Source organism: Blautia massiliensis (ex Durand et al. 2017), assembly GCF_001487165.1.
GTDB lineage: Bacteria > Bacillota > Clostridia > Lachnospirales > Lachnospiraceae > Blautia_A > Blautia_A fusiformis.
This window is the reverse complement of sequence record NZ_LN913006.1, coordinates 2,414,904-2,437,443: the sequence shown is the minus strand read 5'-3', so window position 1 is coordinate 2,437,443 and position 22,540 is coordinate 2,414,904. Positions and strand designations below refer to the sequence as shown.

At 44.6% G+C, this 22,540-nt stretch carries 22 protein-coding genes and 1 tRNA gene; 19 read left to right on the top strand and 4 right to left on the bottom strand.

All coding sequences use genetic code 11. The features are described 5' to 3' along the window. Nucleotides 1–70 precede the first annotated feature (70 nt). The 16 genes from secG to BN3261_RS12070 all read left to right on the top strand — a co-directional run bounded on the left by secG (nt 71) and on the right by BN3261_RS12070 (nt 16,073). Nucleotides 71–304 carry a preprotein translocase subunit SecG gene (gene secG / locus BN3261_RS12145; protein WP_021652956.1) on the top strand — a complete coding sequence of 78 codons (234 nt, stop codon included), beginning with the start codon at nt 71–73 and terminating at the stop codon, nt 302–304. 155 nt (nt 305–459) lie between these two features. Next, nucleotides 460–2,751 carry a ribonuclease R gene (gene rnr / locus BN3261_RS12140; RefSeq protein WP_059086371.1) on the top strand — a complete coding sequence of 764 codons (2,292 nt, stop codon included), beginning with the start codon at nt 460–462 and terminating at the stop codon, nt 2,749–2,751. A gap of 11 nt (nt 2,752–2,762) precedes the next feature. Further along, complete coding sequence (smpB, locus tag BN3261_RS12135; protein ID WP_021652954.1) at nt 2,763–3,233, top strand: SsrA-binding protein SmpB; 471 nt, start codon at nt 2,763–2,765, stop codon at nt 3,231–3,233. A gap of 54 nt (nt 3,234–3,287) precedes the next feature. Continuing rightward, the gene (locus BN3261_RS12130; RefSeq protein ID WP_021652953.1) at nt 3,288–3,779 is read left to right on the top strand and encodes an acyl-CoA thioesterase; all 492 of its coding nucleotides are present in this window, start codon (nt 3,288–3,290) and stop codon (nt 3,777–3,779) included. A 150-nt stretch (nt 3,780–3,929) separates the two neighbouring features. Beyond that, nucleotides 3,930–4,955 (top strand): hypothetical protein, encoded by a 1,026-nt coding sequence (locus BN3261_RS12125; RefSeq protein WP_022426542.1) that lies wholly within the window; start codon nt 3,930–3,932, stop codon nt 4,953–4,955. A gap of 14 nt (nt 4,956–4,969) precedes the next feature. After that, complete coding sequence (gene pyrH / locus BN3261_RS12120; RefSeq protein WP_021976283.1) at nt 4,970–5,665, top strand: UMP kinase; 696 nt, start codon at nt 4,970–4,972, stop codon at nt 5,663–5,665. Nucleotides 5,666–5,709: 44 nt separating this feature from the next. Continuing rightward, nucleotides 5,710–6,261, top strand: coding sequence for a ribosome recycling factor (gene frr, locus BN3261_RS12115; RefSeq protein WP_015526785.1), 552 nt, complete (start codon nt 5,710–5,712; stop codon nt 6,259–6,261). A gap of 66 nt (nt 6,262–6,327) precedes the next feature. Next, a complete protein-coding gene (locus tag BN3261_RS12110; protein WP_015526784.1) occupies nt 6,328–7,035 on the top strand; it encodes an undecaprenyl pyrophosphate synthase in 708 nt (235 codons plus the stop codon). A gap of 3 nt (nt 7,036–7,038) precedes the next feature. After that, nucleotides 7,039–7,833: a phosphatidate cytidylyltransferase gene (locus BN3261_RS12105; RefSeq protein ID WP_015526783.1), complete on the top strand. Its 795-nt coding sequence runs from the start codon at nt 7,039–7,041 to the stop codon at nt 7,831–7,833. 11 nt (nt 7,834–7,844) lie between these two features. Then, nucleotides 7,845–8,987 (top strand): 1-deoxy-D-xylulose-5-phosphate reductoisomerase, encoded by a 1,143-nt coding sequence (gene dxr, locus BN3261_RS12100; protein ID WP_059086370.1) that lies wholly within the window; start codon nt 7,845–7,847, stop codon nt 8,985–8,987. Nucleotides 8,988–8,997: 10 nt separating this feature from the next. Continuing rightward, nucleotides 8,998–10,275, top strand: coding sequence for an RIP metalloprotease RseP (rseP, locus tag BN3261_RS12095; RefSeq protein ID WP_286188484.1), 1,278 nt, complete (start codon nt 8,998–9,000; stop codon nt 10,273–10,275). Between the two features lie 157 nt (nt 10,276–10,432). Next, a complete protein-coding gene (locus BN3261_RS12090) occupies nt 10,433–11,257 on the top strand; it encodes an outer membrane protein assembly factor BamD (protein ID WP_059086368.1) in 825 nt (274 codons plus the stop codon). An 80-nt stretch (nt 11,258–11,337) separates the two neighbouring features. Continuing rightward, nucleotides 11,338–12,612, top strand: coding sequence for a peptidoglycan-binding protein (locus tag BN3261_RS12085; protein WP_059086367.1), 1,275 nt, complete (start codon nt 11,338–11,340; stop codon nt 12,610–12,612). Nucleotides 12,613–12,834: 222 nt separating this feature from the next. Beyond that, nucleotides 12,835–13,893: an FUSC family protein gene (locus tag BN3261_RS12080; protein ID WP_059086366.1), complete on the top strand. Its 1,059-nt coding sequence runs from the start codon at nt 12,835–12,837 to the stop codon at nt 13,891–13,893. 84 nt (nt 13,894–13,977) lie between these two features. Next, complete coding sequence (locus BN3261_RS12075) at nt 13,978–15,246, top strand: M18 family aminopeptidase (RefSeq protein WP_022426517.1); 1,269 nt, start codon at nt 13,978–13,980, stop codon at nt 15,244–15,246. 17 nt (nt 15,247–15,263) lie between these two features. Further along, complete coding sequence (locus BN3261_RS12070; RefSeq protein ID WP_015526778.1) at nt 15,264–16,073, top strand: Cof-type HAD-IIB family hydrolase; 810 nt, start codon at nt 15,264–15,266, stop codon at nt 16,071–16,073. 182 nt (nt 16,074–16,255) lie between these two features. Here BN3261_RS12070 and BN3261_RS12065 read toward each other — a convergent pair whose 3' ends face one another. Then, nucleotides 16,256–17,200 carry an AEC family transporter gene (locus BN3261_RS12065; RefSeq protein ID WP_021652936.1) on the bottom strand — a complete coding sequence of 315 codons (945 nt, stop codon included), beginning with the start codon at nt 17,198–17,200 and terminating at the stop codon, nt 16,256–16,258. Between the two features lie 153 nt (nt 17,201–17,353). Here BN3261_RS12065 and BN3261_RS12060 point away from each other — a divergent pair, with 153 nt between their 5' ends. The 3 genes from BN3261_RS12060 to ilvC all read left to right on the top strand — a co-directional run bounded on the left by BN3261_RS12060 (nt 17,354) and on the right by ilvC (nt 20,173). Continuing rightward, nucleotides 17,354–18,394, top strand: coding sequence for a tyrosine-protein phosphatase (locus BN3261_RS12060; RefSeq protein ID WP_059086365.1), 1,041 nt, complete (start codon nt 17,354–17,356; stop codon nt 18,392–18,394). A 164-nt stretch (nt 18,395–18,558) separates the two neighbouring features. Continuing rightward, nucleotides 18,559–19,056, top strand: coding sequence for an acetolactate synthase small subunit (gene ilvN, locus BN3261_RS12055; RefSeq protein ID WP_021652933.1), 498 nt, complete (start codon nt 18,559–18,561; stop codon nt 19,054–19,056). 97 nt (nt 19,057–19,153) lie between these two features. Then, complete coding sequence (gene ilvC, locus BN3261_RS12050; RefSeq protein ID WP_059086364.1) at nt 19,154–20,173, top strand: ketol-acid reductoisomerase; 1,020 nt, start codon at nt 19,154–19,156, stop codon at nt 20,171–20,173. 163 nt (nt 20,174–20,336) lie between these two features. Here ilvC and BN3261_RS12045 read toward each other — a convergent pair whose 3' ends face one another. The 3 genes from BN3261_RS12045 to BN3261_RS12035 all read right to left on the bottom strand — a co-directional run bounded on the left by BN3261_RS12045 (nt 20,337) and on the right by BN3261_RS12035 (nt 21,926). Beyond that, a complete protein-coding gene (locus tag BN3261_RS12045; RefSeq protein WP_059086363.1) occupies nt 20,337–21,233 on the bottom strand; it encodes a LysR family transcriptional regulator in 897 nt (298 codons plus the stop codon). Between the two features lie 86 nt (nt 21,234–21,319). After that, nucleotides 21,320–21,393 (bottom strand) — tRNA-Pro (locus tag BN3261_RS12040). Nucleotides 21,394–21,527: 134 nt separating this feature from the next. Further along, nucleotides 21,528–21,926, bottom strand: a complete 399-nt coding sequence (locus BN3261_RS12035) for a hypothetical protein (protein WP_059086362.1) — start codon at nt 21,924–21,926, stop codon at nt 21,528–21,530. Nucleotides 21,927–22,540: the final 614 nt, after the last annotated feature.

The following is a 22,540-nucleotide window of genomic DNA, read 5'->3' as shown; positions in this document are numbered from 1 at the left end:
ACGGAAAATGGTTGAAATCCCGGTTTAGCTATGGTAAAATAACCTCTAGTTGATTAGGAGGTGTAACCGCGTGAACATTTTGAAGATTATTCTGACTGTAATTTATGCAATAGATTGTATCGCTCTGACTGTTGTCGTACTGATGCAGGAGGGCAAGCAGCAGGGTCTTGGCTCTATCGCCGGAGTAGCTGATACTTACTGGGGTAAGAATAAGGGCCGTTCCATGGAAGGTGGTCTTGTAAGAGGTACCATTATCATGGGAGTTATTTTCTTTGTACTGTCAATTGTACTGAACATTATCTGATCTGTCAGGGGCAGAACAGAGGTTGGTAACACTCTTGCTGCGTTAGCATGCAGAAGAAACTCGGATGGGGACTTCTTTTGTTAATCAGCAGGAGTGTTTTTGCGTTGATACAGGGGCACGGGTGAGCCTTCCTCCAGAATGATAACAGGGTAAAAATGAAATATAGATATGAAACAGGAGAAAATGTGAAAAGATCGAAAAATTTTGAAAAAAGAAAAAAGTTTATAATGGAGCTTCTGGGAGATCCGCTGTATAAGCCCATGCGCCTGCGTGAGATCGCATCTCTTCTTCAGCTGGATAAGAGTGAGAAAAAAGAGCTTTTTGACGTGCTGGACGAGCTTTGCGCCCAGGGCAAGGCTGAAGTAGATAATAAAGGAAGATACAGCAAGGTTTCCGGCAAGCGCAGAGACAGACGAAAGAATAAAGAAGCTCTGAAGGCAGAAAAGCCGGAGCGTGGCCGTAAGGGAAGAGAACGCAGAGAGAAGAATCATGAGGAATATCGTTTCTCCGAGAAGGACGGAACCCTCATGGAGGGGACTTTTATTGGCCATTACAAGGGCTTTGGCTTTGTGGAAGTGGAGGGTCAGGAACAGGATATTTTTATTCCGGAAAATGACACGGGAAGCGCCATGCATCAGGATAAGGTGCAGATCCTTGTACGGAACGGACATAAAGAGGGAAAACGTCAGGAAGGCGTTGTGCTGAAGGTTCTGGAAAGGGGAATGCCTTCGATCGTGGGAACATACCAGAGCAGCCGTGATTATGGCTTTGTGATCAGTGATAACCCCAAATTTTCTAAAGATATCTTTATTTCCAGAAAAAACTCCATGGGAGCAAAGGACGGAGACAAGGTAGTTGCAGAGATCACAGATTACGGCTCCAGAAACCGGAAGCCGGAAGGAAAGATCACAGAGGTGCTGGGAAACTTACGTTCACCTGGAACAGATATCCTTGCTATTGTGAAGAGCTTTAACATACCAAGTGTATTTCCTGACAAAGTACTTCGTCAGGCTGACCGTGTGTCGGATCATGTACAGGAAGCGGATCTGGATGGAAGACTGGATCTCAGAAATCTTGTTACAGTTACCATTGACGGTGAGGATGCAAAGGATTTGGATGATGCCATTTCCCTGACAAAGGAGGATGGAATCTACCATCTGGGTGTGCACATCGCAGACGTGAGCAACTATGTTCAGGGCGGCAGTGCCCTTGACAGAGAGGCACTGAAGCGCGGAACTTCCGTCTATCTTGCAGACCGTGTCATTCCCATGCTCCCGGAGCGGCTTTCCAACGGTATCTGTTCTCTGAACCAGGGACAGGACCGTCTGACCTTAAGCTGTCTGATGGATGTTAATGAAAAAGGAAAGGTGATTTCCCATAAGATCGCAGAAACCGTGATCCGTGTAGATGAGCGTATGTGTTACACAGATGTGAAAAATATTCTGGAAGATACCGACGAGGTGGCGAAGAAACGCTATGAAGCTCTGATCCCCATGTTTTTCCTGATGAAAGAGCTTTCCGGGATCCTGCGCAGCCGTCGGCATACAAGAGGTTCCATTGATTTTGATTTTCCGGAGAGTAAGATCATCCTGAATGCTGCAGGAAGAGCTATTGATGTGCAGCCTTATGAGGCCAATGTGGCAACCAGGATCATTGAAGATTTTATGCTTCTTGCCAATGAAACCGTGGCACAGGAATACTGCACCGGAGATTATCCCTTTGTATACAGAACGCATGAAAATCCGGATCCGGAAAAGATTGAAAGTCTTTTGATGCTTCTTCATAATGAAGGAGTCAACATACAGAAATCCGGACAGGAGATCACGCCTGGTGAGATCCAGGAGATCCTGGAAAGTATTGAGGGAATGCCCAATGAGGCACAGATCAGCCGCCTGACCTTGCGTACCATGAAACAGGCAAAATATACTACGGAATGCAGCGGACATTTCGGACTTGCAGCGAAGTATTACTGCCACTTTACTTCTCCGATCCGAAGATATCCGGATCTTCAGATCCACAGGATCATCCATGACCGTCTGAGAGGCAGACTGGTAAGGGAAGGACGTACCGAGCATTACAAGGAGATCCTGGATGAAGTGGCACGCCAGTCCAGTGTGTGCGAACGGCGTGCAGACGAAGCGGAAAGAGAATCCGATAAGCTGAAGAAAGCAGAGTATATGTCTTATCATCTCGGTGAGGAGTATGAGGGGATCATCTCCGGCGTTACAGGATGGGGACTTTATGTGGAGCTTCCGAATACCGTAGAAGGACTGATCCATATCAATACATTACGAGATGACTATTATGTATTTGACCAGGATGCATATGAACTGCGGGGCGACATAACAGGAAAGATCTTCCGTCTTGGGCAGAAGGTCCGTGTCCGTGTGGCAGATGCGGATAAAATGCTGAAAACCGTGGATTTTGTCCTGGTTGAGGAAGACTGAGGGAGCGCGAAATGGCAAAAAAAACAGGAATGAAACTGATCGCAAATAATAAAAAGGCTTTTCATGATTATTTTATCGAGGATACTTATGAGGCCGGGATCGCACTTGCAGGAACCGAGGTGAAATCCTTACGTTCCGGTAAATGCAGCATCAAGGAGGCCTTTGTCCGTGTGGAAAACGGAGAAGTTTATGTATATGGAATGCATATCACTCCTTATGAGAAAGGAAACATTTTTAACAAAGATCCTCTTCGTGTGCGTAAGCTTTTGCTGCATCGCTACGAGATCAATAAGATCGAAGCTAAATTAAAGGAAAAAGGATTGACTTTGGTACCACTGAAGGTTTATTTCAAGGACAGCCTGGTAAAAATAGAGATTGGCATGGCACGTGGTAAAAAGCTTTATGACAAGCGCCAGGATATTGCGAAGAAGGATCAGAGAAGAGAAGCGGAGCGAGACTTTAAAGTAAAAAATCTTTATTGATCGGCTGGTTTCAACTGAAAAAGTAAAAGTATGATAAAATGCGGGGAATGAGAAATGACAGAGGTACAGGAAAGACGTAAAAAAACGGTAGAAGCATCGATGACGGAGCAGGTTCATCTGATCATGCAGCAGCATCTGAACGGAGGCGGAAGACTTTTTGGCGGAGCACTGATGCAGTGGCTGGATGAGGTTGCCGGAGTGGTAGCTATGCGTCATGCGGAGACATATCGGGTGGTAACTGCGGCAGTGGACAATCTTCAGTTCAAGCATGCGATCTATGAGGGAGAGATCGTAGTACTTAAGGGATATGTGACTTATGTGGGAAGAACTTCCATGGAGGTCGAGATCGATACGTATGTGGAACAGCCGGATGGCATGCGTCATACTGTAAACCGGGCATTTTTTGTGATGGTGGCTGTAGATGAAGACCAGAAACCGATCCAGGTGCCGGAATTGATCATTACCACAGAAGCGGAAAAAGCCCGGAATGAAGCTGCGAAAATGCGCCGTGATATGCGCAGACAGCGAAGGGAAAACGGGTTCTGACCTCAGCTGTTCCAATTTTTGACATAGTTTAAAATATCTAAAGATTCTGTGAAATTCAGAACGGTCAGGTTGACAAGAAAGTGATACTCTGTAATAATAGAAAAGGAAAACCTGACAGCGAATAGGACCATTTTATATGGAGGAGATATAATGAAAAAACGTTATTTGATTCTTGCCGGAATTCTTGCAGCGAGCATGCTTGCAGCCGGTTGCGGAAAGAAGAACTCTGTGGCACCGGAGCAGAAGGTGGAGGCAACGGCAACCCCGACGGTAACGGAAGCTGCGAAAACGGATGTGGTGGAGATGCAGACCTCTACGGATGAAACAGCAAATATCAAGAACGTAATGGGAACCAAGAGTGAGACCACTACCAGTATTGTATTTACCAATAAGATGAATTCCACGATTTCTGCAATTTATGTCCGTCCTACCAGAGATGATGGCGATGACAGTGATGAGACCTGGGGAAGCGATCTTGTAAATGGTAAATTCACACTGGCTTCCAACGACAAGGCTGTTTATTATATGGAGAAGAGCCAGAAGGACGATAACGGAGATACAGCAACAAGCTTTGATGTAAGGATCACATTTTCTGACGAAGAGCAGAATGAATGTTTCTTCCGCCAGCTGCCGCTTCTGACGATCTCACAGCTGAGCCTGTGTATGGATGGTGAGGGTGAAGACGGAATCCCATATGCTACATATCTGGCGAGCGGAAGCACCAAGGAGGTGTCTACCCTGAAGGATGTAAAGGCAAGGCTTGGCATTGAGGATGACAGTGAAAGTGACAGTGACAGTACAGATTCTTCAGACAGTACGGCTGTGACTCCGACTCCGGAGAGTTCTGATGATAATGGAGACAGTACAGACAGCAGTTCGTCCGGCAGTTCGGACTCCACATCCACACCGGATCCAACATCTGCACCAGCTTCCTCTGATTCTTCCGATGCGGATCCTACGGAAGCACCATCCGGCGAGGATGATCCGGCATCTGTAGCAGCAAGATATATCGGTCAGTCCATGTCTGAGCTTGAGAATGCATGCGGCAGCCCAAATGGCAGTGATTATGAGGACGAGCCGGAGTCCGGTAAGACAGGTTATTATTATTATGATACGTTTACGGTATCCACAACTTTTGACAATGACGGCAATGAAGTTGTATCCGGCGTATGGTAAAGGAGAATAAACATATGAAAAGAGTATTACTGAAATTAAGCGGAGAGGCTCTTGCAGGAGAGCAGAAGAGAGGCTTTGATGAAGCAACTGTTACAGAGGTTGCCAAACAGATCAAGACGATCGTGGATGAAGGACTTCAGGTTGGTATCGTGATCGGAGGTGGAAACTTCTGGAGAGGACGTACCAGCGGAGCCATGGACAGAAGCAAGGCGGATCAGATCGGCATGCTTGCTACTATCATGAACTGTATCTATGTGTCTGACATCTGCAGATATGTGGGACTTAAGACAGAGGTGTTTACCCCGTTTGTATGTGGTGCATTTACCACACTTTATTCCAAGGATGCTGTAGAAGAGAGCTTCGCAGAAGGAAAGGTTGTATTCTTTGCAGGTGGTACCGGCCATCCGTATTTCTCTACAGATACAGCTACTGTACTTCGTGCTGTTGAGATCGGCGCAGATGCCATTCTTCTTGCCAAGGCTGTTGATGGAATCTATGACAGTGATCCGAAGGTAAATCCGGATGCCAAGAAGTATGATGAGATTTCCATCGATGAAGTAGTTGCAAAGAAGCTGGCAGCTATGGATCTTACCGCTTCCATCATGTGTATGGAGCAGAAGATGCCGATGCTGGTATTCGGTCTTGATGAAAAGGACAGCATCGTCAATACCGTACATGGCAAGTTCTCCGGAACAAAGGTAACCGTGTGATCAAAAGGGAATAATAAAAAAAACCATACAGGGAGATATGTGAAATGGATGAGAGAATTCAGGTATACGAAACAAAAATGGGAAAAACACTGAATGCTTTGGAGAGTGAGCTGACAACCATCAGAGCCGGCCGTGCAAACCCGCATATTCTTGACAAACTTACCGTAGATTATTATGGAGCACCGACTCCGCTCCAGCAGGTTGCAAACATTTCTGTACCGGAGGCACGTATGATCCAGATCCAGCCGTGGGAATCCAGCATGATCAAAGCAATCGAGAAAGCGATCCTTTGCTCTGATCTGGGATTAAACCCGAGCAACGATGGAAAAATGATCCGTCTTGTTTTCCCGGAGCTTACCGAGGAGCGTCGTAAAGAGCTGGTGAAGGACGTTAAGAAAAAAGGCGAGGGTGCCAAGGTTGCAGTAAGAAATATCCGTCGTGATGCCAACGATGCATTTAAGAAACTTGCAAAACAGGATGTTTCTGAGGATGAGATCAAAGAGCTTGAGGATCAGATCCAGAAACTTACAGATAAGTACATCAAGGAAGTTGACAAGGCGATCGAGAACAAGTCTAAAGAGATTCTGACTGTATAATTGTAAGAAATACGAGGATAGAGAGGGCTTCTTTGAAGAAGCTCTCTTTCTGTATGGAGGAGATTTATGAACGTACCAAATCATATCGCGATCATTCTGGACGGAAACGGACGTTGGGCAAAGGAACGAGGAATGCCGAGAACCTACGGACATGTAAAGGGATGCGCCAATCTTGAAAACATTTGTTATGATATCAAAGACCTTGGGGTGAAATATCTTACGGTTTACGCTTTTTCCACAGAAAACTGGAAACGCTCCAGAGAAGAAGTGGAAGCACTGATGAAACTGTTCCGCGGTTATCTTAAGAAATGTATCAAGATTTCCAAGAAAAATAATATGAAGATGAAAGTCATCGGAGATGTTACTGCCTTTGCACCGGATATCCAGCAGAGTGTCCGGGAACTGGAGGAATATTCCAAAGATTTTGACGGTATTTATTTTCAGCTGGCATTAAATTACGGAAGCCGTGATGAGATCCGCCGTGGAATGCAGAAGATGGCACAGGATGTAAAAGACGGAAAAGTTGAGCCGGATGGCATTACAGAAGATACGATTGAGAGCTATCTGGATACTGCAGGTGTACCGGATCCGGATCTTTTGATCCGCACAAGCGGTGAGCAGCGGCTTTCCAATTTCCTGCTTTGGCAGCTTGCCTATTCCGAGTTTTATTTTACACCGGTTGCATGGCCGGATTTCAATAAAGAAGAGCTGATCAAAGCCATCGAGAAATACAATCAGAGAGACAGACGCTACGGTGGCGTCAAGGAGGAGTAGATCATGTTTAAGACAAGACTGATAAGTGGTATCGTCCTTGTCATTATTGCCCTGGCAACTATCATTTCCGGAAGCTGGATCTTATTTTTTACACTTCTGGCTGTTTCACTGATCGGAATGAGAGAGCTTTACAAGGTAATGAAGGTAAGCGATGAGCATGTTACTGTGCTGGAACTTGTAGGATATCTTGGAGCAGTGCTTTATTATATTGCCATGAAAGCTGATTTTGGAAATTACGGAACAATGGCGATCATCATCAGTATGATCCTGATCCTGTTTGTTTATGTATTCGGTTATCCGAAATACCATGCAGAACAGGTGATGGCAGCATTTTTTGGAGTTGTATATGTTGCTGTGATGCTTTCCTTTATCTATCTTACCAGAAGCCTTCCGGACGGAAAATTCCTGGTATGGCTGATATTCCTGTGCTCCTGGGGATGTGACACCTGTGCTTACTGTGTGGGAATGCTTATCGGAAAGCATAAAATGGCGCCGGTTTTAAGCCCGAAGAAATCCATCGAGGGAGCTGTAGGAGGCGTTGCGGGAGCGGCGCTTCTTGGAGTGATTTATGCAGCAGCAACACAGGGAAAAATGGCTGAGTATGCCTTGATCTGCGCAGTTGGAGCTCTGATCTCCATGGTGGGTGATCTGGCTGCATCTGCGATCAAAAGAAACCAGAACATCAAGGACTATGGAAAGCTGATCCCGGGCCATGGAGGAATCCTGGACCGTTTTGACAGTGTGATCATCACAGCCCCTGTTATTTACTATCTTGCAAAAATGATTCTTGGAATTTAGGAGACATTAAAATGAAGAATATTGCAATCTTAGGTTCTACCGGCTCCATCGGGACCCAGACACTGGATGTGGCAAGAAAAAACGAAGACCTTCGGGTTGTTGCAGTCAGTGCAGGCAAAAGTGTGGAGAAGCTGGAAGAGCAGATCCGTGAGTTTCATCCGCTTCTGGCAGCAGTCTGGGATGAAGAAGCAGCCTGGGATCTGAAAACGCGTATTGCGGACACGGATACAAAGGTAGTCAGCGGAATGGAGGGACTTCTGGAGCTTGCGTCCATGCCGGAATCAGAAATTCTTGTCACTGCGATCGTGGGAATGATCGGGATCCGTCCTACCATGGAGGGAATCCGTGCCGGAAAGGACATTGCCCTGGCAAATAAGGAAACCCTTGTCACAGCCGGTCATCTGATCATGCCCATGGCAAAGAAATATGGCGTATCTATCCTTCCGGTAGACAGTGAACACAGCGCTATTTTCCAGGCTATCCACGGAGAAGAAAACAAAGAGATCCACAAGCTTCTGATCACGGCATCCGGTGGTCCCTTCCGCGGACGTACCACAGAAGAGCTGCGAAGGGTCACTGTTGCAGATACTCTGAAGCATCCAAACTGGGTAATGGGACGAAAGATCACCGTAGATTCCGCAACCCTGGTAAACAAAGGGCTGGAAGTTATGGAAGCCAAATGGCTGTTTGACATGGATCTGGATCATATTCAGGTGGTGGTGCAGCCGCAGAGTATCATCCATTCCATGGTGGAGTTTAAGGATGGTGCGATCATGGCACAGCTTGGAACTCCGGATATGAGACTTCCGATCCAGTACGCTCTGTACTATCCGCACAGACGATATCTGGACGGAGACCGCCTTGATTTTACGAAGCTTCATGAGATCACATTTGAGGTTCCGGATATGGAGACATTCCGGGGACTTCCTATGGCGATCCAGGCATCCCGGGAGGGCGGAAGTATGCCGACTGTCTTTAATGCAGCCAATGAGCTTGCAGTAAAGAAATTCCTGGAGGAAAAGATCGGCTTTCTGGATATTTATGAGATTATTGCACAGTCTATGGAAAGACATAAAAAAATCGCACATCCGGATCTGGATGAGATCCTTTCTGTAGAGCAGGATACTTATCAGTGGATCGAAAGCAGGTGGTAAATTGAAATTTGTGATTGCTGTAATTATTTTCAGTGTTGTGATACTGATCCATGAGCTGGGACATTTTCTTCTGGCAAAAAAGAACCATATCGAGGTATTGGAATTTTCTCTTGGTATGGGACCCAGGATCATAAGTACGGTAAAGGGCGGCACACGTTATTCCGTGAAACTGTTTCCTCTTGGAGGTTCCTGCGCCATGGCCGGAGAGGATGCGGAAGATGACAGTCCGGGAACCTTTAATTCGGCTCCTGTGTGGGGCAGGATCGCAGTGGTTGCTGCAGGTCCGATATTTAATTTTCTGCTGGCATTTGTTTTGTCTGTGATCATTGTAGGCTGTATGGGCTATGATCCGGCAACCGTATTAGAAGTAACCCAAAATTCTGCTGCGGAAAAGGCAGGATTGAAAAAGGGTGATGTGATCACGGAATATCAGGGCTATCATATTGATCTGGGGAAAGATCTTTATGTATATTCGTATCTCAACGAACTGAAAGAGGGAGATACCATCCGGCTGAAAGTAAAACGTGATGGAAAGGAACAGGAGATTTCCTATAAACCAGATGTAAATGTGCGGTATCTTCTTGGCTTTAACCGTTCCGATGTAAATTCCATGACAGTGGAATCACTGATCAAGGGAATGCCACTGGAAGAGGCAGGTCTGGAAGCCGGCGATGTGATCACGAAGATCAACGGTGTGGAGGTTCCGGACGGAAATGCATATGAAAAATACATCGAGGAGCATCCGTTATCCAAGGAACCTGTGACGATCACCTATGAGCGTAACGGACTGGAATATGAGGCAGAGATAACACCAAGGGAATACAGAACACCGGTTTCCGGTTTCGGATATAACACATACAGTGAAAAGACTTCCGGCTTTAATGTTCTGAAATATGGTGCTGTGGAAGTGAAATACATGATCCGTACTACGATCTTAAGCCTGAAAGAGCTTGTGACCGGTCACCTTGGAATGAAAGACTTAAGTGGTCCTGTGGGTATTGCGGATGCCATTGGCGACACTTACGAACAGTCCAAGAGTGAGGGAACGCTGATGATCTGGATGAATTTGTTGAATATGGCAGTTCTTCTTTCTGCAAACCTGGGAGTGATGAACCTTCTTCCTCTTCCTGCACTGGATGGAGGAAGGTTGGTATTTCTGGTGGCAGAAGCGATTCGGAGAAAACCGGTAAACCGTCAGGTAGAAGGCATGATCCATTTTGCGGGGTTGATGCTTTTGATGGCGTTGATGGTTATCGTTATGTATAATGATATTCTGAAGATATTCTGATATCTGGCGGAAGAAGGTAAATATCAAGTGTTACTGAGAACGGAGTGAACAATAACTATCAAGTGCTGTATGATCTGTGAGTAGATGATACAGCACTTTTTTTGTGCAGATATTTATTATATAATAAAGGCATCAGAGTAAAGGGGGATATGTAAATTTGAAAAAGGATATTTTAATACTGGCGGCATTGATAGCAGTTGTTATAGCAGTTCCTTTTCTGGCTACAAAGGCAGAAGAGGCAATCCAGATCAAAAATGAGGAATTTAAGGAAAAACAGAACAGGGAATGTTATGAAAAAGCGGAAGAATGCATGGATGCAGGCAAATATGATGAGGCGATAGAGCTGCTGGAAAAACTTCCGGGATATTATGAGGATGTAAAATATATTATCCAATATGCAAAGTTTTGCGATGCTGTTCAGAATGGAGAAGGAATTGAGGAGCTGCATAAGCTTATATGGTATGTTCCAAAGGGAGATGAGTACAGTAGCAAATATATAGAAGAAATGAGGAAGGCCCAGAAAGATACAGAAGAACAATACAAAAAATATATGGCACAGAAGGAAAAAGAAGAGGAAGAAAGAATGCGAAAGGAGGATGAGCCATATAAGGGAATGAAAGAAAAATACATAAACATTACGCTTCTGGGAAGGGCAAAAGAGAAAAGAACAGAACATTACTGGCGGGACACACCGGGAAAAAGAACACAGGACATTCAGTACAGATATATGTGGTATAACAGCAATGGAGCAAAAAAATTCATGGCAGTCTGCAGAAACGGACGGGTCAGCAGTGTAGTGGAATTTGTTTCATCCACAACATCCGGGAAAAAAACTTACCGTGGAAATACCAGCAGGAATAATGACAGAAAAGATATGTACGATGTGCAGGATTATGATGATCCGGAAGATTTTTATTATGATCATGCAGATGAGTTTGATGATATCCAGGATGCGGAAGATTACTGGGAGGAAGCACAGTAGGAGATATGGCATTTTGAGATTCTGTACATATACTAGCAGAGAACCAGTGTGCTTTCAGGCACAAAAAGGAGCCTCTGTTTATGAAAAATCATTCTTATATTTCCATGCAGCAGGATATGCCGGATCAGGGACAGCTGCAGGTGACGGTGCTGGACAGTGCCAGTAACCGTCCGGTGGAAAATGCTACAGTGCGGATCTCGTACACAGGAGTCCCGGATACTGTGATCGAAGAAATCCGTACGGATTCCTCCGGAAAAACGCCCATGCTGGAGCTAGCAGCTCCTCCACTGGAATACAGCATGAAACCGGTGGAGCAGCAGCCTTATGCAGAATATACAGTTCGGATCAGTGCAGAAGGTTTTACACCAAAAGAAGTTGCCGGGACAGAAGTTCTTCCCCATTCCATTGCCAGGCAGGGAGCATCCCTTAGCAGACAGCAGGGTAGTGGAGAGGACTATCAGCGGATCGTCATCGGACCCCATACGCTTTTTGGGGAATATCCTCCCAAAAATCCGGAAGCAGAGATCAAGCCGATAAATGAAACCGGCGAGATCGTATTAAACAAAGTGGTGATCCCGGAGTATATCGTAGTCCACGACGGGCCAATAGGGGATACCTCTGCACAGGATTATTATGTAAGATATAAGGATTATATCAAAAACGTGGCCAGCAGTGAGATCTACGCAACTTGGCCGGAGGACACGATACGTGCCAATGTTCTGGCAATTATGTCGTTTACTCTGAACAGAGTTTATACAGAGTGGTACCGAAATAAGGGTTATGATTTCACCATTACATCCTCCACAGCATACGACCACAAATGGATCCATGGCAGGAATATTTTTGAGAGTATCGACCGGATCGTGGATGAACTTTTTGAAAACTACCTTTCCAGACCGGATGTACGTCAGCCGATCCTGACCCAGTACTGTGACGGACACCAGGTGCAGTGCAGGAACCGGGGATGGATGACCCAGTGGGGAAGCAAAGCTCTGGGAGATCAGGGATATTCCGCAATTGAGATCCTGCGGAGCTTCTATGGAAACGATATGTATATCAATGTGGCGGAAGCAGTTTCCGGGATTCCCGCGTCCTGGCCGGGATATGACCTGACTATCGGTGTTACCGGAGAAAAGGTACAGCAGATCCAGGAACAGCTTAATGCCATAGCAAAAGCCTATCCTGCCATCCCGTCAGTGACTGTGGATGGTATTTATGGTCCGGCTACTGCTGCATCTGTAAAAAAATTCCAGAATATATTCGGACTTCCCGCATCCGGAGTGGTGGATTATCCAACCTGGTATAAGATACAGGACATTTATGTAGCAGTGACTAGGATAGCGGAGCTGCAGTAAATATAAAAATAATAAAAATGTTCCTGGCCATTTTCGGAGTGATCTGATCGGGGCTGAGGTGTAATGCGTGAACATGATTTCAGAAAAAATATTTGACGTTTTAGAATAAACCAAGTATAATGGCTGTTTGTATCTTTGAACGTAAATTGTAAAGAGATTGCGTTTATGAGCATGTGAAAAAAGCGAAATGAGAATGTCTGCTTTACAAAAGGAGTGATGAAAATGACATTTTATCAGGAACTGCAGTTAAGCTCAACCGGATCAAAACAGCTGATCAGAAATACCACAGACAAAAAGGAGAAAAGAAGGCATATTCTGATCTATAATTTTAAAGTGTATCTTGTCATGGTATTTTGTGTGGCGGTTGTGACATTGTACAGTAAGATAACCGGCAATGACAACAGTGTTGTAGGAGTAACCGTACTACTGGCAGTGCTGGTTTTAAGACAGGCGGATTTCGGAATCCGGACGTCCCACGGATTGTTGTCTATTGCCGGGATTTTCTGTATTCTGATCGCAGGACCGAGATTATCCAATATGGTTTCACCGGTACCGGCATTTTTTGTTAATGCGATAAGCATCCTGTTACTGATGATCCTGGGATGCCATAATGTAATTATGTATAACCATTCCACATTTGTTCTCGGATATCTGCTTCTGATGGGATATGACGTAACCGGAAAGGCGTATCTGCTTCGTGTAGAGGGGCTTTTGGCCGGAATGGTTCTCTGCATGGTAGTTTTTTATAAGAATCAGAAAAACCGCCCGTATCGCAGGACATTTCTGGACCTGTTCCGGGAATTTGACCTGCATTCTGCAAGAGGCAGGTGGTATTTAAGACTGACGCTGATCGTTTCCAGCGCTATGCTGATCATGTCTCTTTTGGGACTTCCAAGAGCAATGTGGGCCGGAATTGCTTGTATGTCCGTGTGCTTGCCGTTTACCGAGGACTGCAAGGGAAGAGCCGGAAAAAGGGGGATGTTCAATATCGTTGGCTGTATTTTGTTTGCAGTGCTTTATCTGATACTTCCGGAATCTATGTATCCCTATATTGGAATGATCGGAGGAATCGGTGTGGGATATTCCGCAGGTTATGCGTGGCAGACTGCATTTAATACATTTGGAGCACTGTCCATTGCATCAGGACTGTTTGGAATGCCGGCAGCAGTGCTGCTCCGTATTGGAGCCAATGTATTTAGTTCAATTTATACTATGCTCGTAAATAAGCTTGGGGATAAGCTTGTGCAGCATATGTGGGTACGAAAGAGTGCAGAAATCTGAGATATTGCCCTGAAAAAAGTTTTGCCGTATAATGGGTAATAGCATAACAGCCTGGATATTACCGGGCCGACAGAGGAGAAGATTATGTACGAAGAAACAACAGAAAAACTGCTGGAATTTATCAGTAAAAGTCCTACAGCCTTTCAGGCGGCAGAGGAAACAAGAAGACGTTTTTTGGAGGAAGGCTTTACAGAATTGAAGGAAGAGGAGCGCTGGGAGCTGGAAAAGGGCGGAAAATATTTTGTCATGAGAAATCATTCCGCGATCATCGGATTTTCCATTCCTGTCAATGACTGCAGGAGATATCATATCATTGCAAGTCACAGTGACTCTCCGTCTTTTAAAATAAAAGAAAATCCGGAGATGTCTGTAAACGGAGCTTATGTGAAACTGAATGTGGAGCGGTACGGAGGAATGATCCTTTCTACCTGGTTTGACCGTCCCCTTTCTGTGGCAGGCCGCATGATCGTCCACAAAAACGGAAAAATTCTGGAAAAGCTTGTAGATATTGATAGAGATCTGGTCATGATCCCGAGCCTTGCGATCCATATGAACCGAGATATTAACGGAGGCTATCATTATAATGTCCAGAAGGATATGCTTCCATTGTACAGTGGCAGTGGCGAAAAAGGAAACTTCATGCGGATGCTGGCAGAAGAGGCAGAGATCCGTCCGGAGGATATCCTGGGCCATGATCTGTTTCTCTATAACCGGATGCCCGGAACGATCTGGGGATCCAGGAATGAATTTGTTTCCAGTCCAAGATTAGATGATCTGCAGTGTGCTTTCGCTTCAATGGAAGGCTTTCTTCAGGCAGATAAGAAGAAGGTCATTGCAGTCCACTGTGTACTGGATAATGAAGAAGTGGGAAGCACTACCAGGCAGGGAGCTGCATCCACATTTCTTAAAGATGTACTGTTTCGTATCAATCTGGCCCTTGGCGGAGATCAGGAAAGTTATCTGATGGCCCTTGCAGAGAGCTTTATGATCTCTGCGGACAATGCACATGCATTACATCCGAATTATACAGACAAGGCAGATCCTGTAAACCGTCCGGTGATGAATGGTGGAATTGTGATCAAATATAATGCCAATCAGAAATATTGTACCGATGGGATTTCCACAGCAATCTTTAAGGAACTCTGCAGAGAAGCAGATGTGCCATATCAGACATTTGTGAACCGTTCCGATATTGCCGGTGGTTCCACTCTGGGAAATATTTCCAATACCCAGGCAGCCATAAATACGGTCGATATCGGTCTGCCGCAGCTGGCGATGCATTCCGCTTATGAAACAGCCGGAGTGAAAGATACGGAAAGCCTGATCCGTGCGGCAAAGGTATTTTACAGGTGATATCGGAGGACAGGAAAATGAGCAGAAAAGCAGTATTTTTTGATGCGGACGGAACAGTCTGTGATATGAAAAAAGGAGTGCCGGACAGTGCCATAGAAGCCATCCGTGCGCTGGTAGATAACGGACATGAAGCGTGGCTCTGCACAGGAAGAAGTCGTGCGTTTGTATCCTGGTATCTGGAGCAGATCCCTTTTACCGGAATGATCAGTGCCTGCGGATCCACCATTGAGAAGGACGGGAAGAGACTTTTTAATAAAGAGATGACGCCGGAGGTTGCAAAGCTTTCTGTGGAGGTTCTCAGAAAATACGGACTGATCCCGGTAATGGAAGGCGCGGATTTTATGTATTATGACAAAGAGGAGTATACCGATGAAGTGAACTGGTATGCCAGTCTGATCACAGAATCCCTGGGCGATAAATGGAGGCCTATCCGTGGAAATGAGGATTGTATGCGGATCAATAAGATCAGTGCAAAAATGACGGAGGGATGTGATGCGGAGGCAGCGTTATCCATTTTATCAGAATACTATGATATCATCCGCCATGAAGGCAGCAGTTCGTTTGTGGGAAATACCATTGAACTGGTGCCAAAGGGCTTTAACAAGGCTGTTGGGATCGCAGCTGTGATCCGCCTGTTTGATATTCCGTGGGAGAATACCGTTGTTTTTGGAGACAGCAACAATGATCTTGCCATGTTTGAATACGCTGCAACAAAGGTTGCCATGGGAAATGCTTCTCCGAAGATCAAAGAACTGGCAGATTATGTTACGTCTGATATGTTCCACTACGGCATTCGGGATGGCTTGAAATATCTGAAGCTGATCTGAGAGAATGCTTCGTTTGTTTTGTAAGCTATGAGATTGTAAGAACAGAAACATCCACATCAGAAATGATAGCTTTATGTGAATATGCTTTTATAAAAAAATGCTGTAAGAACCAGAAATCATAGTTCTTACAGCATTTTATGTTACAGATTTTTTCGGGTAGATAATATGCAGAAGCTGCAATATCAGATCAGTCCCAGACCTTTGCAGATAAACAGCCAGAGTGTCAGGGTAAAGGCACTGAATAATGTGGTAAGAAGCACGACTCCCGAAGAAAAAGAACCCTCATGTCCCATGTTTTTTGCCATGACAAAGCAGGTAACGGTGCTGGCAGACCCCAGCATGATAATGATGGAAACCAGCTTGTCCTTTGTAAAACCGCAACGGATGGCAAGAGGAAGAAAAAGTGCTTCATAACCGACAAGTTTCATAAATGTACAGGCAACAGATGCTTTCAGCCGGGAAAAGGCTTTTCCGAAGTGCAGAGATCCGCCCATAGCCATGAGGCCAAGAGGAGTGGCGGTTTTTGCAAGATTGCCTGCCGTAGAGTCCAGGATCTTCGGAAATGGAAGACGAAGAAGGGACCAGAGTGTACCGGCTGCAATGCCGAGAATGATGGGATTGGTGACAATTCCCTTTAAAGTGCGCTTCAGAACGGTACCATCTATTTTTCCCTGACCTGGTTTAAAGACAGAGAGAACTACAACAGCCATTACATTGTAAAGAGGGACGCTGGCAATGATCATCAGTGGTGCCATACCTGCATTTCCGTAAAGGTTCTGGATAATGGCGATACCAAGGATCGCTGCGCTGCTGCGGTAGGATGCCTGGATAAACTCGCCCCGGATATCGGAAGGGTGGAGAAAACGGGACAGGAGCACGGAGATCATAATACTGAGCGATGTGATCGCAAAACAGAAAAGAACCATCTTGGGATCCCAGGCCTCATAGATATCGATTTTAGCGATGTCCTGAAACAGAAGCACAGGCAGGGGGATGACAAACACAAATTTGTTCATACGATTGACAAATGTTTCATCAAACAGTCCGATCCTCCGGAAAAAATATCCCAGGAGCAGTGTAAGAAAGATGGGCACGGTAACATTCAGACAGAAAATAAGATTGTCCATAAAAGAAAGCCTCCCTGTGGTAAAATTTCTCTGTTTATTATATCCAAACTACGAAAATTGTCAAACGAGGTATACGGGACTGGAGATTTCTGGTATGATAAAAAGTGTTGCGAAGAAAGCAGCACAGGGGTTGAGAAGGAGAAAGGAAAGAAAATGAGATACGGAAAAATACGGATCGAAGATGGCTTTTTTGTGTTTACCAGACATATGATGCTCAACAGTCTTCCGTGTAAAGATATTCTCTGGGCGTACATGCGCCGTGAGGGAACCGATAAAACCGGTGAAAAGCAGCTGATCATCAATTATCTGGTGATCATAACCAGACGTCAGAAGCGTTATAAATTTGATATGACAGAGCAGGAGGTACAGGATTGCCTTCAGCTTCTTAAAGTACTGAATCCGGATCTTGCGGTTGGTTTTCCAAAAGGAAGCAGGCTTCCGCTTCAGAATCTTCCGAATACAAGAGATCTGGGTGCATTGATGACAGTAGACGGTTCGCATATTCTTCCCAGAAAGCTTTTGCGCAGCGGAGAAATCTATCATGCTTCTGCTGCAGACAATCGGATCCTTTCAGAAGAATATAATGTAAAAACAGTGATTGATTTCCGGTCAGATGCAGAAGTAAAGAAAAAACCGGATGATATCATGGCAGGAGTGGAGTATTATCACATTCCAATCCGGGATGAGGACAGCAGCGGAAATAGCTTTTTTGAACATGTGATGTCCTGCTATGGTGATGTAGACCAGTATATGCAGGACTGGTACCGGAATTTCGTTACGGATGAGTATTCTCTGAAGCAGTATGCACGTTTTCTGGATGTCCTGCTTCATGTAAAGAATGGAGCTGTTGTTTTTCACAGTGCCACAGGAGAAGACCGGACAGGAGTCGGAACAGCACTTTTGCTCTTTGCTTTGGGTGTACCTAAGGAAACGATACGAAGGGATTATATGCGGTCGAATCCATGTCTGGAAGATGAACTGAAATATATGCGCAGGCTTTACCGGGCAGACTGGCCGGAAAACAGCCGGAAGCTTGCAGATCTGAAAGCCTTCTATCAGGTGAAGGAGTCTTATATCAATACAGTTTTTGATGTCATCGAAAAAGAAAACGGAGGAATTGAAAGATTCCTTCGGAAAAAACTCTATCTGACACCAAAGGCATCCGAGGAGCTTAAGAAAAAATATCTGATCTGAGGATAAAAACATTTCTTATCATCCTGAAGGAATTTTGCAGGAAATTTTGATTGACAAAATTTTCGAAGTTGTTATAATGGTAAGAAAGCAAGGGTTTATTAGATTAAAGCGTTAACTGACGAAGTCGGTTTTCTATACATAAAAGTGTTGAAAGCAGGTGTATTATGGAAAAGAGAATACTATCCATCCTTGTGGATAATACCTCCGGAGTCCTTAGCCGTGTGGCTGGTCTTTTCAGCCGCCGTGGATATAATATTGACAGCATTACCGCAGGAGTGACTGCAGATCAGAGATATTCCCGTATGACAGTTGTCTGTGAGGGAGATGATCAGATGCTCCAGCAGATCACCAAGCAGCTGGCGAAGCAGGAAGATGTACGGGATGTTAAGGTCCTTGAACAGGACGACAGCGTTGCCCGTGAGCTGATGCTCGTCAAGGTTGCTGTGAAGCCGGAACAGAGACAGGGAGCTCTTTCTGTTGCAGATATCTTCCGTGCCAAGGTGGTGGATGTAAGTAAGGATTCTCTTATTATGGAGATGACCGGAAGCCAGAACAAGTTGCAGGCGTTTGTGGAGCTGATGGCTGACTATGAGATCCTTGAGCTTGCAAGAACGGGAATCACAGGTCTGTCACGAGGCAGTGACGATGTCCGGTACCTGTAAAAATTTTTACATATGTTTGCTAGGAGAGCAGCTACTCTCTTAACGATAAATAATTTTTATGAAGAAGATGTTGTAAACATCAGAGGAGGAAAGTAAAATGGCAAATAAGATTTTTTACCAGGAAGACTGTAATCTTGGATTATTAGATGGTAAGACAATTGCGATTATTGGATACGGAAGCCAGGGACATGCACATGCACTGAACCTTAAAGAGTCCGGATGTAATGTAATCATCGGTCTTTACAAAGGAAGCAAATCCTGGAAAAAAGCTGAGGAGCAGGGCTTCGAGGTATATACATCTGCTGAAGCAGCTAAAAAAGCAGATATCATCATGATCCTGATCAACGATGAGAAACAGGCTGCACTTTACAAGAAGGATATCGAGCCGAACCTTGAGGAAGGCAACATGCTTATGTTCGCTCATGGCTTCAACATTCATTTCGGATGCATCAAACCACCAGCATATGTTGATGTTACAATGATCGCGCCGAAAGGACCTGGACATACAGTAAGAAGCGAGTATCAGGCTGGTAAAGGTGTTCCTTGTCTGATCGCTGTAGAGCAGGATGCTACAGGTAAAGCTCAGGATATCGCACTTGCATATGCACTTGGAATCGGCGGAGCAAGAGCTGGTGTTCTTGAGACAACATTCCGTACAGAGACAGAGACAGACCTCTTCGGTGAGCAGGCTGTACTTTGCGGTGGTGTTTGCGCACTTATGCAGGCTGGTTTCGAGACACTTGTTGAAGCTGGTTATGACCCAAGAAACGCATACTTCGAGTGTATCCATGAGATGAAACTGATCGTTGACCTGATCTACCAGTCAGGATTCGCCGGAATGAGATATTCTATCTCCAATACAGCTGAGTATGGCGATTACATCACAGGACCGAAGATCATCACAGAGGATACAAAGAAAGCAATGAAGAAAGTTCTTTCCGATATCCAGGATGGTACATTCGCAAAAGAGTTCTTACTCGACATGTCCGATGCAGGTGCACAGGTACACTTCAAGGCTATGAGAAAATTAGCTTCTGAGCATCAGTCTGAGAAAGTCGGCGAGGAGATCCGTAAACTCTACAGCTGGAACGGCGAGGATAAGCTTATTAATAACTAAGCAAAATTTATTGCAGGTGCAATAAATTTTGTGCTACTCGAACGAAGCGTAGCGAAGTTTGAGTCAAAAAAGTCACACACGTAATACAGTGGCAGGAAACTTTTTTGAAATTTAAAAATCCCATCTGGTCGCAATGATCAGATGGGATTTTTTTTACATTCCTTTATTTATCCGGATGCTCTGTTTCATCATCAAAAAATGGCGCGATCAAAGCCGAATCAGCATCTTTCTGTCTGCATACAAACCCGATCTCACGCAGCGGAAAAGAAAATCCTACCAGTACTTCCACCAGAGTTCCTTCTTCCAGCTCTTTTTTTACAAAATCACGGATCACACATGCAATCCCAAGACCAATTTCCGCAAACTGGATCAGAAGATCCATAGTTGTTACTTCCAGAATATGGCTTAATTCCACATGATGTTCTTTCAGCTGAGTGTTTACGGTCTGACGTGTAATATTGTCCTCATCTAGCATCATGAAAGTTGCTGCCTGGATCAGAGGTTCATCCGGATAGAGCTTTTTCTGATTTTCCAGATACTGCTGTGTACAGACAAAGGTATCCTGGATTTTCAAAAGAGGCTGAAAATAATATCCCCGAAGCTTCTGCGGCCGTCCGATGAGTCCCAGATCGATTTTTTCCTCATCCAGAAGCTGCAGCGTCTGATAAGTAGACTGGCAGGAAATTGTGATACGTACATGAGGAAAACGTGCAATATAGTTTTCCAGGTGGGAGAGCAGTACATATCTGGTAAGAGTAGAACTGGCGCCCAGACGCAGCTTTGGAATGTCCCGGGAACGGTTATGGCGAATGGAATTTTCTCCTTCATCCAGAAGTGAAAGAGCTTCTTTTACTTTTTCAAAAAGAAGCTCACCGTCCGGGGTCAGAGTGACACCCCGGGAACTGCGTTTAAAAAGAATGGTATCCAGATTCTGCTCCAGCTTCTGGATCGCCTTGCTGATAGCAGGCTGACTGATATAAAGGTCCCGGGAACTGTGGGAGATACTGCCGGTACGTGCTACCGTATAAAAAATATGATAAAGAGACAGATTATCCTGCATGCAAAACCTTCCTTTCGAAAAATAGTAAGGTAATAAAAAAATCCGAAGTCATCAGACCTCGGAAATCCTTGAATTTGTTAGAAATATCGGGGCAACAGGATTTGAACCTGCGACCTCACGGCCCCCAGCCGTGCGCGCTACCAAGCTACGCCATACCCCGCAACGCATATAACTATAACATAAACGAATTGTAAATGCAACCATTTTTTGAGGAGAAAGATGGTTGTATGGATGATAATAAAGAGCGTGATCCCTTGATACTTTCATAGGCTTCACACTCTTTACATGATATGATCAGGCTGTCTGTATTGTGTTACCTGGGTCAGGTAAAATACCTCTTCCCTGAAGTACAACGACAAGAGTTTCTGTTGTGTCCTGTAAATTCTTGATATCTTTTCGGATATCTCGTTCTGCAAGCTTAACATCCAGTGAAAGGTCGTCCAGGCGTTTTCTGTTGGTATCACATTTCAGATCGATCATTTCAAGTCTGTTTTCTACCCGGTTGAAGCGGGCATCTATTTCATCAAAACGAACATCCATAGCATCAAGACGAGCGTCGATACCGTCAAAACGAACATCCATAGCATCGAGACGAGCGTCGATACCATCTAATCGGTTATTTATATTGCCCAACTGGACATTGATCGGGTTTATCATACCGGCTAATAATTCCAAATCTTTCTGATCTAGCATATGCGCATCCTCCTATAAAAATTGTACCGCATATTTCTCTGTGCGGATATTGTATCATGTTTCGAGTGTGAAGTCTATGAAATTATCAAAGAACAAAATGGACGTAAATTTTTTATTTAAATTCCACCGCCTCTTTCACTGGAATTTAAATTTTCAAGTTAGCAGAACAAAATGGACGGGAACAATAAGTTCTTAACTAGTATAATATATATAATAAGAAAAAACAAGACATATTTTTATATCTTTAATAATAATAGAAAATGCAGGCGAATTACCTGAAGAATAAAAAAAGGAGGCCGGGAGTTGTGCGGACTCCCGGCAAAAAAGTATGAAAAAGAAAAAGATTGTTTAGCATTTGCTATCTACAGTTAATAATATAGTAAAAAAATGTGTGCATTGTGTGAAAGGAAAATGAAGAGAATGTGAAAACTGCCGCTTAATGTTAAATTAAGCGACAGTGATTTTTTTCGGATTATTCTGTTGTTTGATCCAAGATTTTGAACCATATGTAATGATAACATCCGCTTTAATGCTTGTCAAGCGATCTGAAACTGCCATAGCGGTCCAATTATGTCGCTTTTTATGCCGTTTTATGCAGCTTTTTATGTAAGTAT

Excerpts from the sequence above, each read along its gene's own strand:
- rnr (WP_059086371.1), top strand. The coding sequence starts at position 460 with ATGAAATATAGATATGAAACAGGAGAAAATGTGAAAAGATCGAAAAAT.
- smpB (WP_021652954.1), top strand. The coding sequence starts at position 2,763 with ATGGCAAAAAAAACAGGAATGAAACTGATCGCAAATAATAAAAAGGCT.
- BN3261_RS12130 (WP_021652953.1), top strand. The coding sequence starts at position 3,288 with ATGACAGAGGTACAGGAAAGACGTAAAAAAACGGTAGAAGCATCGATG.
- BN3261_RS12125 (WP_022426542.1), top strand. The coding sequence starts at position 3,930 with ATGAAAAAACGTTATTTGATTCTTGCCGGAATTCTTGCAGCGAGCATG.
- pyrH (WP_021976283.1), top strand. The coding sequence starts at position 4,970 with ATGAAAAGAGTATTACTGAAATTAAGCGGAGAGGCTCTTGCAGGAGAG.
- frr (WP_015526785.1), top strand. The coding sequence starts at position 5,710 with ATGGATGAGAGAATTCAGGTATACGAAACAAAAATGGGAAAAACACTG.
- BN3261_RS12110 (WP_015526784.1), top strand. The coding sequence starts at position 6,328 with ATGAACGTACCAAATCATATCGCGATCATTCTGGACGGAAACGGACGT.
- BN3261_RS12105 (WP_015526783.1), top strand. The coding sequence starts at position 7,039 with ATGTTTAAGACAAGACTGATAAGTGGTATCGTCCTTGTCATTATTGCC.
- dxr (WP_059086370.1), top strand. The coding sequence starts at position 7,845 with ATGAAGAATATTGCAATCTTAGGTTCTACCGGCTCCATCGGGACCCAG.
- BN3261_RS12085 (WP_059086367.1), top strand. The coding sequence starts at position 11,338 with ATGAAAAATCATTCTTATATTTCCATGCAGCAGGATATGCCGGATCAG.
- BN3261_RS12080 (WP_059086366.1), top strand. The coding sequence starts at position 12,835 with ATGACATTTTATCAGGAACTGCAGTTAAGCTCAACCGGATCAAAACAG.
- BN3261_RS12075 (WP_022426517.1), top strand. The coding sequence starts at position 13,978 with ATGTACGAAGAAACAACAGAAAAACTGCTGGAATTTATCAGTAAAAGT.
- BN3261_RS12070 (WP_015526778.1), top strand. The coding sequence starts at position 15,264 with ATGAGCAGAAAAGCAGTATTTTTTGATGCGGACGGAACAGTCTGTGAT.
- BN3261_RS12065 (WP_021652936.1), bottom strand. The coding sequence starts at position 17,200 with ATGGACAATCTTATTTTCTGTCTGAATGTTACCGTGCCCATCTTTCTT.
- BN3261_RS12060 (WP_059086365.1), top strand. The coding sequence starts at position 17,354 with ATGAGATACGGAAAAATACGGATCGAAGATGGCTTTTTTGTGTTTACC.
- ilvN (WP_021652933.1), top strand. The coding sequence starts at position 18,559 with ATGGAAAAGAGAATACTATCCATCCTTGTGGATAATACCTCCGGAGTC.
- ilvC (WP_059086364.1), top strand. The coding sequence starts at position 19,154 with ATGGCAAATAAGATTTTTTACCAGGAAGACTGTAATCTTGGATTATTA.
- BN3261_RS12045 (WP_059086363.1), bottom strand. The coding sequence starts at position 21,233 with ATGCAGGATAATCTGTCTCTTTATCATATTTTTTATACGGTAGCACGT.
- BN3261_RS12035 (WP_059086362.1), bottom strand. The coding sequence starts at position 21,926 with ATGCTAGATCAGAAAGATTTGGAATTATTAGCCGGTATGATAAACCCG.